Annotated in this window: 11 protein-coding genes; 5 read left to right on the forward strand and 6 right to left on the reverse strand. The window is 42.4% G+C overall.

Annotated elements, in window-relative coordinates; all coding sequences use genetic code 11:
• Positions 1-152: 152 nt before the first annotated feature.
• The 3 genes from ACTJKG_RS08545 to ACTJKG_RS08555 all read right to left on the reverse strand — a co-directional run bounded on the left by ACTJKG_RS08545 (position 153) and on the right by ACTJKG_RS08555 (position 4,784).
• Complete coding sequence (locus ACTJKG_RS08545; RefSeq protein ID WP_172335025.1) at positions 153-857, reverse strand: NUDIX hydrolase; 705 nt, start codon at positions 855-857, stop codon at positions 153-155.
• Positions 858-1,139: 282 nt separating this feature from the next.
• Positions 1,140-2,900 carry an ABC transporter ATP-binding protein gene (locus ACTJKG_RS08550; protein ID WP_172335026.1) on the reverse strand — a complete coding sequence of 587 codons (1,761 nt, stop codon included), beginning with the start codon at positions 2,898-2,900 and terminating at the stop codon, positions 1,140-1,142.
• Between the two features lie 132 nt (positions 2,901-3,032).
• Positions 3,033-4,784 (reverse strand): ABC transporter ATP-binding protein, encoded by a 1,752-nt coding sequence (locus ACTJKG_RS08555; RefSeq protein ID WP_172335027.1) that lies wholly within the window; start codon positions 4,782-4,784, stop codon positions 3,033-3,035.
• A gap of 229 nt (positions 4,785-5,013) precedes the next feature.
• Between ACTJKG_RS08555 and ACTJKG_RS08560 the strand changes: the two genes are divergently transcribed.
• The 5 genes from ACTJKG_RS08560 (at position 5,014) to ACTJKG_RS08580 (ending at position 10,366) form a co-directional block, all read left to right on the forward strand.
• Positions 5,014-5,631 (forward strand): MarR family winged helix-turn-helix transcriptional regulator, encoded by a 618-nt coding sequence (locus ACTJKG_RS08560; protein ID WP_172335028.1) that lies wholly within the window; start codon positions 5,014-5,016, stop codon positions 5,629-5,631.
• 59 nt (positions 5,632-5,690) lie between these two features.
• Entirely contained in the window at positions 5,691-6,290 is a 600-nt protein-coding gene (locus tag ACTJKG_RS08565; protein WP_172335029.1) for a GNAT family N-acetyltransferase, read from the forward strand.
• A gap of 134 nt (positions 6,291-6,424) precedes the next feature.
• On the forward strand, positions 6,425-7,114 hold the full coding sequence (locus ACTJKG_RS08570; protein WP_172335030.1) for an ABC transporter ATP-binding protein: 690 nt from the start codon (positions 6,425-6,427) through the stop codon (positions 7,112-7,114).
• A 5-nt stretch (positions 7,115-7,119) separates the two neighbouring features.
• Entirely contained in the window at positions 7,120-9,678 is a 2,559-nt protein-coding gene (locus ACTJKG_RS08575) for an ABC transporter permease (protein ID WP_216650536.1), read from the forward strand.
• A 4-nt stretch (positions 9,679-9,682) separates the two neighbouring features.
• Positions 9,683-10,366, forward strand: coding sequence for an arylesterase (locus ACTJKG_RS08580; RefSeq protein WP_172335031.1), 684 nt, complete (start codon positions 9,683-9,685; stop codon positions 10,364-10,366).
• 4 nt (positions 10,367-10,370) lie between these two features.
• Here the strand turns inward: ACTJKG_RS08580 and ACTJKG_RS08585 are convergent, their stop codons facing one another.
• The 3 genes from ACTJKG_RS08585 to ACTJKG_RS08595 form a co-directional block, all read right to left on the reverse strand.
• Complete coding sequence (locus tag ACTJKG_RS08585; RefSeq protein WP_440738951.1) at positions 10,371-11,654, reverse strand: serine hydrolase domain-containing protein; 1,284 nt, start codon at positions 11,652-11,654, stop codon at positions 10,371-10,373.
• A 41-nt stretch (positions 11,655-11,695) separates the two neighbouring features.
• Positions 11,696-12,709, reverse strand: coding sequence for a LacI family DNA-binding transcriptional regulator (locus tag ACTJKG_RS08590; protein WP_440738952.1), 1,014 nt, complete (start codon positions 12,707-12,709; stop codon positions 11,696-11,698).
• Positions 12,710-12,925: 216 nt separating this feature from the next.
• Entirely contained in the window at positions 12,926-13,639 is a 714-nt protein-coding gene (locus ACTJKG_RS08595) for a hypothetical protein (protein ID WP_440738953.1), read from the reverse strand.
• Positions 13,640-13,681 lie beyond the last annotated feature (42 nt).

A 13,681-nucleotide genomic window follows, 5' to 3' on the forward strand; every position in this document is an offset into this window, starting at 1 on the left:
ACATGGTTTACACTTTTCAGGGTTTACATCAATATATATAATTGAAAATCAATGATATAAATTAAATTTATGCTGAAAAAGTGGATTTACATGTAAACCCACTTTTTCAGCATAAAGAATCCCCAATGGACTAACCCAACCTTCCGTCTTAACTAAAAGAACTTCTCGGGATTAGGTACCAGGTTAAGGAACGATTCAAAATTCTGTTCGTAATGTGATTGATCAAGCCTGTAATAAAAAGCGCCTTTCTTTGACGACAGTTTATCCTTTTCGGGCAGTTTTACAAGCAAGCCGGTTGATAATAGCTTACGGCTAAAGTTACGATCGTCAAACTTGGTTTCATAAACACCTTCATAAAGCGCCTGCAATTGCGGAATGGTGAATTTTTCGGGCAACAGCTGAAACAGGATTGGGTGCAGCGCGGCCTTATAGCGCAGCTGGCGCAAGGCAAGCCTTACCATTTCTGTGTGGTCAAATATAAGCTCGGGCATCTCATTCAGTAAAAACCACTCGGGATGGTACTCTTCACTCAGCTGTTTTTCATACTGATGAATATCTATAAGTGCGAAATAAGCTATAGACAAGGTTCTTTCCACCGGGTCGCGATCAGGCGCTCCAAATACATGAAATTGCTCCATGTACACGTTTTTAAGCCCGGTGCGTAATTCTAATATGCGATTGGCAGCATCATCAGGCGACTCCGAAGGCTGTATAAAGCCGCCCATCAGGCTCCATTTATTTTTCTCGGGTTCAAGACCACGCTGTACAAGCAATAATTTGATATTAAATCCGTCGAATCCAAAAATGATACAATCTGTCGCAGCTAAAATGCGTGTCTCGCCGGTATACTTATGCATAATTTGGTTAAAGTTTATTTACAAGTGTAAAAATAATTATGCAAATATTTAGTGTCGATACTACAACTATTTTATTCGGGACGGCATTTTTTATTTTTCAACTTAGGTCTCAATAAAAATTGTCATTCTGAGGAACGAAGAATCTATTTACCAGTACACAAAGCCTGTTAACAGATCCTTCACACCGTTCAGGATGACAAAATCAGCATATTAACTCTATTCTATACTGTGGAAGTTTTATGTCAAAACGATGTTTTGCCGAAATATTTTGCCGCAAATTTCTTAGCTAACCCTTTTCCCCTGCAGCAACATATCCATGGCATCATTCAACGAGCCTGCACGTGATACTTCGCCTGAGTTAACAAAGAATATCTCATCGGCATTTTCAATAGTATTCAGTCGATGGGCTATAATTACCCTGGTGGTGGTATCCGGTAATTTGTTCAATATATCACTCAATAGCTGTTCGGTTATCGTATCAATATTTGCTGTAGCCTCATCCAATATCAGTATCTGCGGGTTACGCAATACTGCCCGCATAAAAGCGATCAGTTGTTTTTGACCAAGACTGATACTATCACCGGAAGAAAGCACCTGCGTATCTAACCCACTCTCAAAAATAGCCAGCAGGCTACCCAGGTTGGCATCAACGATCACTTTTTCCAGTTGTTCATTGGTATGATCCTTATACAAATCATTACCGTACAAAATATTGTCTTTAACTGTACCGGTAAATAAAAACGGTTCCTGCAAAATAAACCCTATTTTTTGCGTACGCTCTTCCGCGCTGTAAGTTCTGATGTCGCGGCCATCCAGCATCACCAACCCTTTTGAGGGATCATATAACCGGGCAATCAGTGATGCCGTTGTGGTTTTGCCTCCGCCGGTTGGCCCAACCAACGCGTAGGTTTTGCCCTGTTCCAGCTTAAGGCAAACATTGTGCAGTATTTCCTGATCTTCGTTATAACCAAAATACACGTTTCTGAATTCCAGCAGAGCTACATTGGATTCGGCTATGCCATTTTCAATAACGGGCAGATCTGTCTCCAGTGATAATATTTGCGATATCCTGTCCCAACCCGCCATAGCCAGCTGAAAGTTTGTCCATAATGCAGCCAATTGCCTTAGCGGGTTGTAAAAGTTGGTAGAGTATGATAAATAACTCACCAGCAACCCAATACTAAACTGCCCGATAGTGATCAAATAAATACCGAAGGCTAATACAATCAATTGTGCTATGCTGGCAAACAAGCCATAAACAGGTACAAATACACTATTGGCCAAACCCGACCCGATGGCGGTTTTGTAATTATCGCGATTGGCCGTATCAAAGCGTTTGCGGAAATAATCGCGGCGATTAAAGGCGATGATCACTTTAAAATTATGCAAGCTTTCCTGTATCTCCGAACTCATCCCCCCTACACTTTTCAGGTTCCGGGCGTTTTTGCGTTTTATCCATGGCGACAAAGCCAGCGTCAGTATCAATATAAGTACAGCCGGAGCAAGCGTAGCCGCGCCCAATTCAAACTTGATCAATAATAAAAACACACCCGCGCCAACCATGATAGAGATATTGCCGATAAACTGCATCAGCGATTGGGAAAAAAACTGGTTCAACTTGTCAGTATCATTGTTTACCCTCGATATCAGGTCACCGGCTTTATTTTGATTAAAAAAGCTTACCGGCAGTTGCTGCAATTTGTTGAATATAGAGTTACGAAGGGTAAACAACATACGTTGACTTACACCTCCCATTAACTTGGTTTGATTATAACTTGTAAACAAGGCCAGCAAATACATGCATAACAATATAACAGCGTTATGTATAACCCCACTATAATCCTTATGCTGCACATACTTATCAATTGTATGTCCAATAACAAGAGGCCCCAATAAGTTGAGCGAGGAATTGGTTAATATAGCCAAAAGAGCCAGTAAAAGCACCTTCTTTTCGTGCGCAATTAACTGCAACAGTTTTCTAAGCCCGGCAAGGGTTGAAGTTTTCTGCTGCGTTTGGCTAAGTTTATTCAGATCGTAATTCATGAATAATTATTGAATTAGTGATTTATTGAATTAGTGATTTCATCTTTTCGTGAGTGTCCAATAAACTTCATTTGCACATCTGCATATTCACACATCCGCACATTTGAAATTTATACATCTGCACATCTATTTTTAGTGAGCAACACCGTGTTCGTAATTACTGGTGCTTTGCTGCGAGTTAAATATTTGTACATAATCGGGGCTGGATCGCATTAATTCCTCATGCACGCCACGGGCAACAATTTCGCCCTGGGTAAGTAGCAGTATCTGGTCGTAATGCTCCACCGATGCTATTTTCTGGGTAACAGATATCAGCGTTAATCCGGGATAATTTTTCTGAATATTGGTCAATATCTTTTTCTCGGTATTGGTATCAACCCGGGCAGTAAAATCGTCCAATAATAAAACTTTGGGGTTAACCGCCAGGGCCCGGGCCAGCATGATACGTTGTTTTTGCCCGCCAGAAAGGCTCGATCCTCGTTCGGAAACGACGGTATTCAGCTTATCGGGCAGGCCATCGATAAAGTCCCGCAATTCGGCCGTTTCAATGGCTTTTTCCAACGATTCATCAGTAACCGTATCACTAAAAGCAATGTTTTCGCGTATACTCATGTTAAAAATGATGCTATCCTGAAAAACAAAACCTACCTGGCTATGGAACGATTCGCTGTCATAACTATCTATGCTGCGCCCGTCATAATGCACATATCCGGATGTTGGCTTGATGAGGTTGGTAAGCAAATAGAGCAGCTGCGTTTTACCCGCGGCTGTAGGGCCGATGATGGCTATTTTTGAACCAGCTGCTACCGAAAGCGATACATTTTTGAGCGCCGGCTTTTGACCATAAATCAGTGATACATCACCAAGTTCCACATCACCACGCAATGTTTCCTTTAAAGTTCCGCCATCAACAATATCCGGAGCATCCAATACCACACTGATACGGGTAAATGAGGCCGAAGCCTGCGCAATAAGGTTACTCATAAAACCCAGTACAAAAATGGGAAATATAAGTAACGATAGATAACTGTTAAAGGCCGCAAAACTACCCAAGCTCATACTGCCATTGATCACAAAATGACCACCCATCATTAAAATGGTTAATGCCGCCATATTGGCCGTGAAGGTTACAATAGGGATCAGTCCGGCAAAAAAGCTCAGTATCTTCAGGCCGTATCGCTTTGCCTCGGTGTTGGCCTCTAAAAACTTATGATACTCCAACTGCTGGGAGTTGATCACACGAACAAGCGCGGCACCCAGAATACTTTCATTAATTACTTTGTTCAGCTGGTCAATCACTCCCCTGCTTTTTATAAACAGCGCCCGCACATTCTTCAATACATAAAAAAATGTACCACCTATGATCGGGATAATCATGACCACGGCCAGGGCCAGTTTCCAGTTAATAGTAAACAGCAATATGCTTGCACCAATGATGATGAACAATGACGACACGATGGATACCAATGCCTGCGATACAAACAATTTAATAGAATCTACATCGGCGGTTAAATTGGTGAGCAGCTTGGCCGGGTTTGCCTTTTCAATAAAAGCGTGGCTTTGTCTTGATATCTTATCGGCCAGCTTTTGCCGCAGATCGCGGGCTACGCGCTCCGATGCATAGGTTTGAATAATAGTTTGCAGATAGCCAAAAATAAAAATAATCAGAACGGCCAGGGAGAATTTCTTAATAATATCACCAAACACAAAGTGCTGTTTAGTATAATCATCTATCCCGTTGGCTATGATCTTGGGCAACCAAAGATTTACACCGTTACTAAGCAAAGCAAATAACAAAAGCAGCGAAACCAATCCCATGTAAGGCTTTAGTAAGCTAAAAACGCCAGGTGGTTTTTTATCAGGTTTTTGAGTATCAGTTTTCATATTTTCAGAAATTCATCTACTAAAAGATGTTTTAAAGTTTAAGGCTTAATAAAAGTACGCCTTTATACTGATGACGATTGTTAAAGTAAAACATTTTGTCGCGGTATAAATATTTCCGGCCCTTTATAATATTACGATACAGGAATATCAATGCAAATATATTCCTATTATGGAATAATTAAAACGTTTTGGAAATAGTTTTTTAATTTTACATCTAAACAGCACTAATATGAAACCAGTTGTACAGCTAATAGAAGAATGGAGCGCTTTTGAGGAAACCAGCGAGGAGCATTCGGTAGAAGCGTTTTGCCGGTATTATCTTCAAAAACAGCAGCCTAAATCCAAACATTCGGATAAGCATATCATGAATGGGGTGAATTTGCTTAAAACCATTGGGCGCATTTTGAAATCCTACTCCCTATATTTCCGTTCGGCAGTTAGCCATGCGGAGATGCCTACTCCCGAAAACTTTTATTACCTACACAGTCTGAATCAATTGGGTGAAGTAAAAAAAAGTGATTTGATTAACGATATGTTTGCCGAAACAACCACCGGCATGGAGATCATTAATAAACTCATCCGGGAGAAAAAGATAACAGAACGCACTTCGCCCGACGATAAGCGCGCCAAACTGATCAAGATAACCGAAAAAGGCATAATTACACTTAGCGAGTATTATAAAATATCAGCCACAGCCACAGCGATGATGTTTAAAGGTATGAGCGATGACGTTTTAATTGATTGTAATGAGATGCTTGAACATTGCGCGCAACACAACTCGGCATTAGCCGTTGAATTAAAAAACAAACCATTTCCGCAGATGTACGCGCGGGTTATGGAGCAATAAAGCCCTGGATTTACAAAACACTTCTATATTTGATGTGTTAGGTTAAATGCTTTACCGTTATGAGTTCAAAATTTTCGCCAGAGGCTGATTATATTTTAGAAGACGACTGGTTGCTGATCAAACCATTAAACGCCGACGATTATCAGAATTTATTGCCATTTGCCTTGTATGAGCCTAACATCTGGAGCTATTCGCAAGTAAGTGCAAAAGGCGCCGACGGTATGCGTAATTATATCGACCAGGCACTTAAAGCCAGGCTTGAGGGAAAAGAATATCCTTTTATTATATACGATAAAAAGACAGGCGAATATGCGGGCAGTAGCCGTTTTTATGATATACAAACCGGCAATCAGGCACTTGAAATAGGCTATACCTGGTATGGCGAAAAATTCAGGGGTACAGGCCTTAACAAACACTGTAAGTTTCTATTGCTGCAACTGGCCTTTGAACAACTAAATATGAAACGGGTAGGTTTTCGTGCCGATGCCCGGAATGAGCGCAGCATCGCGGCTATGAAAAGTATAGGTTGTACGGTAGAAGGCATTATCCGTAGCCACATGCCACTTCCCGACGGTACCCGGCGCCATTCTATTCTGTTAAGCATTTTACAACACGAATGGTTTGATAGCGTGAAAGAAATGCTGAAAGCTAAGTTATAATTGTATTTTTAAAGTCATTTAATAAAACCACATCCGCTTTTATATTGCAAACGGCATGATTCATGGATATTTATGCAAACCGGCGGGGTAACAATTGATAGCCCGCTGCATCTATATCATAAAAAACACACCGTTTGGAAACTATACTCAATATTGCAGATCTGGGCAAAACCTACCAAAGCGCAGGGCGTACGCTTACCGTGCTTCATAATATTAATTTCAGCATTGCCGCCGGCTCCACCAATGCTATTGTAGGACCTTCGGGCAGTGGTAAAACTACTTTGCTGGGCTTATGTGCCGGCCTTGATCGTTCCAGTGCAGGCGCGGTAGAACTCAACGGCATTAACCTCGGAAATTTAACAGAAGACCAACGCGCGCAGGTACGCAACCAGTATGTGGGATTTATATTCCAGAATTTTCAACTATTGCCTACGCTAACTGCCCTGGAGAATGTAATGGTTCCTTTAGAGCTTCGTAATGAAAAAAATATACGGGCAAGAGCATTGGATCTGCTGGATAAAGTAGGCCTGGCTGATCGCGGGCATCACTACCCTAATCAATTATCGGGTGGTGAGCAGCAGCGTGTTTCGCTGGCACGCGCCTTTTCCAACTCGCCCAAAATACTCTTTGCCGATGAGCCCACAGGCAACCTGGATGCTGAAACCAGCGAAAAGGTGGTAAAACTTCTTTTTGACCTGAATAAAGAAGCCGGAACCACACTGGTATTGGTAACCCACGACCTTGATTTAGCCGCGAAAACACAGCGCATCATCCGGATAAAAGGTGGCCAGCTGATAGCTGATGAAAAAACAATTAACGGTTAGGCTTTATGGAAACCAATCCCGTTAATTACCACCGAAAAATGAATATCCCCTGGCTGTTTAATATGGCCTGGCGCGATAGCCGTAAAAACCGCTCAAGGTTATTCCTATTCATATCCGCCATCGTATTCGGGATAGCTGCATTAGTAGCTATTTACGCGTTCAAGTACAATGTTCAAAACGACATCAACGGACAGGCGGCAACATTGATCGGTGCCGATCTTTCCGTATCAGGTAATAAACCTGCAGATGTGCATCTGAAAAAATTATTGGATTCGTTAGGTGATGAACGCTCACAGGAACGCAGCTTTGCCTCCATGGCCTATTTCCCAAAAAGTAAAGGCACAAGACTGGTACAAGTGCGAGCACTACAGGGCAACTTCCCCTATTACGGGGCCATTGAAACCACACCCGAACAAGCGGGCACAACTTTCAGAAAAGGCCAGATGGCGGTGGTTGATAAAACACTGATGCTGCAATTCAACGCGCATGTGGGCGATTCGATCAAGATCGGTAACAGCCTCTTTTTAATAACAGGCATTTTAAACCGGGCTCCCGGACAGGCGGGTGCATTAGCGGGAATAGCGCCGGTGGTTTATATCCCCATGCAATATCTGGAGCAAACCGGCCTGGTTAAAATTGGCAGCCGGGTAAACTATAGCTTTTACTATAAATTCACTAAACCGGTAAACCTAGATAAACTCACCAAAAAGCTCGATCCCATGCTGGATAAAGCTGGCATGCGGTATGAAACTATTGAAGGAAGGAAGGAAAACACCGGCCGTAATTTTGGCGATCTAAGTCGTTTTTTATCCCTGGTGGGCTTTGTTGCCTTATTATTGGGTTGTGTGGGTGTGGCCAGTGCCGTTCATATTTATGTACGTGAGAAGATCGCGTCTATTGCCATCATGCGCTGTCTGGGTGTAAAAGCATCGGAGGCATTTCTGATCTATCTCATCCAGATTGTAGGCATTGGTCTCATCGGCTCTGTTATTGGGGCTGCTTTGGGTACGGCGATACAGCATTTGCTGCCTGTAGTATTTAAAGATTTCATCCCCTTTACCATATCCGTTCAAATTTCGTGGATGGCTATTGGTCAGGGTATTTTGTTGGGGGTGATCATTTCCCTGCTTTTTGCTTTGTTGCCGTTGATATCCGTTCGTAATGTATCTCCTTTAAATACTTTACGATTATCGTTTGATGACGCGGTATTGTCCCGTGATCCTTTGCGTTGGCTGGTATACCTGCTGATCCTGCTGTTCATTGTCACTTTTACTTATTTACAATTGGATAGCTGGTTGGGGAGCCTGTTCTTTACGCTGGGCATATTGGGTGCTTTTATCATATTATCAGGGGTAGCGTGGCTATTGATGCGCTTCACAAAATTGCTGATCAATGGGTCATGGAGTTATTTATGGCGGCAAGGTTTTGCCAATTTATACCGGCCCAACAACCAAACGCTTATCCTCATGGTGTCCATAGGTTTAAGTACCATGTTCATTTGTATATTGTTTCTTGTACAGAATTTACTCATTGGCCAGGTTACCTTGTCGAGTAGCGGCAATCAATCCAACATGATCCTGTTTGATATACAGAACAGTCAGAAAGATTCCGTGGCCCGTTTAACCCGCCAGCAGGGATTGCCGGTATTACAGCAGGTGCCTATTGTGACTTTGCGGATAGAACAGATCAATGGCAAAACAGCCGCTGACCTGCAAAAAGATTCGACCATAAAAATTCCGCATGGGGTATTTGCCTATGAATATCGCGTTACTTTTCGCGATTCCCTTTCCGACTCTGAAAAGCTGACCGATGGTACGTGGATAGGCAAAGCAACACCCGGAAAAGACATTCCAGTTTCTGTAGAAGAAAATCTGTCGCACCGGGCAAACCTTAAAATTGGCGACAAAATAGTTTTTAACGTTCAGGGGGTAGAAATGCCTGCTTATGTAGCCAGCATCCGTAAAGTAAACTGGGGTAAAGTACAAACCAACTTCCAGGTAGTTTTCCCAACGGGTATTTTGGAAGATGCCCCGCAGTTTCAGGTATTGCTGACGCATGTGCCCTCCAATAAGGTGTCTGCTTTATTTCAACGGGCCATTGTAAGCAGCTTTCCCAATGTTTCTATTATTGACCTCGGTTTGGTTTTAAGCGTATTGGATGAGCTGCTGAATAAAATAAGCTATGTAATTCGTTTTATGAGTGCATTCAGTATTATAACCGGCGTGGTGGTATTGGTAGCTTCGGTGCGTATCAGCAAATATCAACGCATACAGGAGAGCGTATTGTTACGTACATTAGGTGCAAGCCGTAAGCAAATTTTTGCCATTACCGCGCTGGAGTACTGGTTCCTGGGTTCATTATCGGCCCTTACCGGTATCGTGATCGCTTTTGGTGGTACCTGGTTACTGGCTAAATACAGTTTTGAGATTCCCTACACGGTTAACTTTCTGCCGGCGTTGATATTATTTTTCATTATATCCATACTAACCGTTATTATTGGTTTGTTAAATAGCAGGGGCGTTTTAAATAAACCGCCGCTCGAAATATTACGCAATAACGCTTAGTACCATGTACAAATTCAAATTAACGTTCCTGTTACTTACCGCGCTGATTTTTGCTGCGTGTGATCAAAATAAAAAACCTACTGCCGACGAAAGTACAAAAAGCAGTACAGCAGCACAGCCTGATGCCGCGGCTGCATCAAAAACCGTTTTGTTTTTTGGCGACAGCTTGACCGCCGGTTATGGATTGGACGATCCATCTGAGGCTTTCCCGGGGGTGATCAAGGATAAGATCGATTCGCTGAAACTACCCTATAAAGTAGTTAACGCGGGTTTAAGCGGCGAGACTACGGCAGGCGGCAACGCGCGTTTAGACTGGCTGCTGAAACAAAAGGTGGATGTTTTTATACTGGAACTTGGTGCAAATGATGGCCTGCGCGGTATCCCTGTAAATGAAACCCATAAAAATCTACAGAGCATTATTGACAAGGTAAAAGCTAAGTATCCGGAGGTAAAGATCGTATTGTTAGGCATGCAGGTTCCGCCTAATATGGGTGCCGATTATGCCAGCAAATTTAAAGCTGTTTTCCCCGATCTGGCAACTAAAAATCATACCCAACTGGTGCCCTTCTTTTTACAAGGCGTAGCTGGTATACCGACGTTAAACCAGGCGGATGGTATCCACCCTACCCCACAGGGGGCAAAAATAGCCGCCAATAATGTTTGGGAAGTTTTAAAAGGTATTTTGTAAAAAATCAATCGACTAAAGCCTGGTAAACCAGTGCGCGAAATTTATCCTGTATAGCATTATGCGGCAATGGCCAGTTCTGTATAAAGAGCAGACAAACCAAATGTTCTTTCGGATCTACCCAATACAAAGTACCGTAAAATCCGCCCCATGCAAATGAGCCCGGACTTACACCTAATTTGGCCGAACTTGTTGGGGTAGTAATACCAAAGCCTAAACCAAATTTGTCTTTATCCGGGTTGATATACAGATCGCCTATCTGGTTTTCGGTCATCATTTCAACCGTATGCCGGGCAAGTAAACGCTGACCGTTGTAGACGCCTCCATTCAGCATCATTTGTAAAAAAATAGCATAATCCTTAATAGTCGAGCTTAAACCGGCACCGCCAGAAAAATATGTACCTGCTGTCTTTGGATAATCAAAATCTATCCCTGGAAGTGTGGAAGCGCTCCACTTTACAAGATGTCCTTGTTTATCGGGTGTATAAACGGCTACTAACCTGTTTTGCTTAGCAGCTGGTATATAAAAATAAGTATCTTTCATGCCCAGCGGATCAAATATGCGTTCCTTAAAAAACTGATCCAGGGTTTTGCCCGAAACTTTTTCAACCAGGTACCCCAGTACATCTATATTTAATCCGTAGGTCCACTTTTCACCAGGCTGATGGGTTAATGGCAATTTGCCTAATCTGTCCATGGCGTCGGCCAAACGTATTTTATCGGCCACAAATCCTCCGGGTATTTTTGATTTGGCATAAATGGCATTCATTCTTGGAGAACCGATCTGCGCGTATTCGATACCCGAGGTATGTGTAAGCAGATCGCGGATGGTTATTTCCCGTTTGGCTGGAACGGTGGTGTAAGTAGTATCCTTTTCGTTATACAAATCAATCACTTTAGGGTGCGCGAAAGCAGGAATATACTTAGAGATAGGTTCATCCAGTAAAAACTTCCCTTCCTCAAACAACATCATGACCGCGACACTGGTAATGGCCTTGGTTTGCGAAGCTATACGGAATATATTATCATTTTCCATCAGTTTTTTTTGCTCCACATCGGCAATACCGAATGACTTATTGTATACAATTTTACCATTGCGGGCAATAAGGGCAACCGCTCCGTTAATGTACCCAGAGTCGATATTACTTTCTATCAGATGATCAATACGCTGTAACCTTTCAACAGAAAACTTTTCTGATACCGGGTTGCCAACCTGCAAGGTAACCCCCTGCGCATAGATACCTAAGCCAGCACCAAGGAGTAATAAAAGCAGCGATATCTTCTTCATCATCAATAATTAAATAGCAGCTTTGATCTGATTGAGGATGTGCATTATTTAGTAGATTTTCTGACTCTCAGATCGGTTGTTAGTATCACTTGTTGCTTTACACCGTTCTCTACCGAAGTATTGAGCCTGTTGAGCAACAATGTGATCACCTTATCGGCAATGGCATCAATAGGTTGCGCTATCGCCGTTACAGGAGGGTTACAAAGTTCAAAAACTTCATAATCATCAAAACATATCAGGGCAACGTCTTCCGGTATCTTTTTATCCAAATTCCGCAGCACTTTAAGTCCGCAGGTTCCCAAATGATTATTACCAAATAATATCGCGTCGATTTCGTGATGTTCATTCAGAAAAGCCTGTATCGGCTCGGTCATCAGTTTTTCATCCTGGTAAAAATCAACTTCTTTGATATTGGTTTTAAGGTTACTTTGGGTAATGGCTTTTTTATAGCCATTCAACCTGTCGGCCATCTGCGTTTGCTGATTATTAAAACTGATAAAAGCAATATTTTTATACCCCTTATCAATAAGGTACCTTGTTGCATTGTAGGTACTGAACAAATTATCAACTACTACATAATCAGTTTCTACCCCAGGCAGGTACCTGTCAAACAACACCACAGGTAGTCCATCCTTAATCAGACTGCTAATATCCTCCTCAATACCCTCAGGCGGAACAATGATATATCCATCAACATGCCTGTCGCGAAACATAGCTATCAGTTCCTGGGTTTTTTGGGTATCGTTATCGGTACTGCTGTAAATAATTTTATACCCGTTTTTGTATGCCCTATCCTCAATTTGGCGGGCTATAGTAGCAAAAAAGTTATTGGATATATCCTGCACCAATAAACCTATAATATTTGATTTGCCGGTGCGCAGGCTTTTGGCCAGTGAGTTTGGTTTATAGCCAACTTCCTTTACATATTTTAAAACACGTTCAACCAGTTCTTCGCTTATCCGTTTTTCGCGTGCCCTGCCATTTAAAATAAAGGATACAGTGGTTTTAGATATGTTCAGGCTGTTGGCAATATCAACGATAGATAATTTCTTCTTCAAATTTTTTAGTGTTGTTTATCCAAATATATAACATAAATAATAACACAAAAGAGCCTTTGGCCTGATAAGTTAGCTATAGGCACAAATAAATGCTAAATCGAGTTATTTCTGGTAGTTCTTTTATCTTGCTACCCCCCAAACAAAAAGGATCACCTGTAACAGGTGATCCTTTTATTAATATATATATCGGGATATTAAATCTATAAACTGGCTATTTTAGTGACGTCCATAACCTCTGTTTTCGGCAAAGCGTTGCCCCCAGTTCCCTCCACGGTTACCTCCGTCGCCTCGGTTTTCAGAACGTTGACCACCCCAATTACCACGGTTACGGTTATCATTGTTGTTATCCCTGTTGCCCCAGTTGCCACGGTCCTGGTTACCTCTGTTCCATCCCCGGTTATAATTACCACCCCAATTACCCCGACCATAATCCCCACGGCCCCATCCGCGGTTATCGCGGCTTGAGTATGCATAACCACCGTTGTAGCGATTATCAAAACGACGGCCCCAATTGGCACGACCACCGGCATAACCACCCCACCTTGACCTGTAAAAATCATGATGCATGTATGGTCTTGGAGCACGTACCTCATATCTTACAGCAGTGCGCCAGTTATAGTTACGGTAAGCACCTGGCAAATAAGCTGCGGTTACCCATGAACTGCCATCGTTATAGTAATAACAATGCCTTGGTACGGAATAATAGGCTTCAACCTCGGGCAGATAATAGTAGTCATCATCATAACTTGCAGGTATGTTATCGTCGTCATAAACAGGCTCATCTTGCACAACAACAGGTTGAGGAGCGGGTACATAAACGTGGCGCACCGGGATATTAATACCCAGATGGATGGATACTTGCGCATCGGCGGCTTTAGTATAAAATAATCCGCTTGCTGCTATTGCTGATAATATGATAAGCTTCTTCATAATTGTTAAATTTTATACAGTTAGGACGATAGCTAATGGAAA

This window comes from Mucilaginibacter sp. 22184, assembly GCF_052045695.1.
Classification (GTDB): Bacteria; Bacteroidota; Bacteroidia; order Sphingobacteriales; family Sphingobacteriaceae; genus Mucilaginibacter.

Bases quoted from the DNA above. Each gene is read 5' to 3' on its own strand.
- ACTJKG_RS08545 (WP_172335025.1), bottom strand. From the start codon at position 857: ATGCATAAGTATACCGGCGAGACACGCATTTTAGCTGCGACAGATTGT.
- ACTJKG_RS08550 (WP_172335026.1), bottom strand. From the start codon at position 2,900: ATGAATTACGATCTGAATAAACTTAGCCAAACGCAGCAGAAAACTTCA.
- ACTJKG_RS08555 (WP_172335027.1), bottom strand. From the start codon at position 4,784: ATGAAAACTGATACTCAAAAACCTGATAAAAAACCACCTGGCGTTTTT.
- ACTJKG_RS08560 (WP_172335028.1), top strand. From the start codon at position 5,014: ATGAAACCAGTTGTACAGCTAATAGAAGAATGGAGCGCTTTTGAGGAA.
- ACTJKG_RS08565 (WP_172335029.1), top strand. From the start codon at position 5,691: ATGAGTTCAAAATTTTCGCCAGAGGCTGATTATATTTTAGAAGACGAC.
- ACTJKG_RS08575 (WP_216650536.1), top strand. From the start codon at position 7,120: ATGGAAACCAATCCCGTTAATTACCACCGAAAAATGAATATCCCCTGG.
- ACTJKG_RS08580 (WP_172335031.1), top strand. From the start codon at position 9,683: ATGTACAAATTCAAATTAACGTTCCTGTTACTTACCGCGCTGATTTTT.
- ACTJKG_RS08585 (WP_440738951.1), bottom strand. From the start codon at position 11,654: ATGATGAAGAAGATATCGCTGCTTTTATTACTCCTTGGTGCTGGCTTA.
- ACTJKG_RS08595 (WP_440738953.1), bottom strand. From the start codon at position 13,639: ATGAAGAAGCTTATCATATTATCAGCAATAGCAGCAAGCGGATTATTT.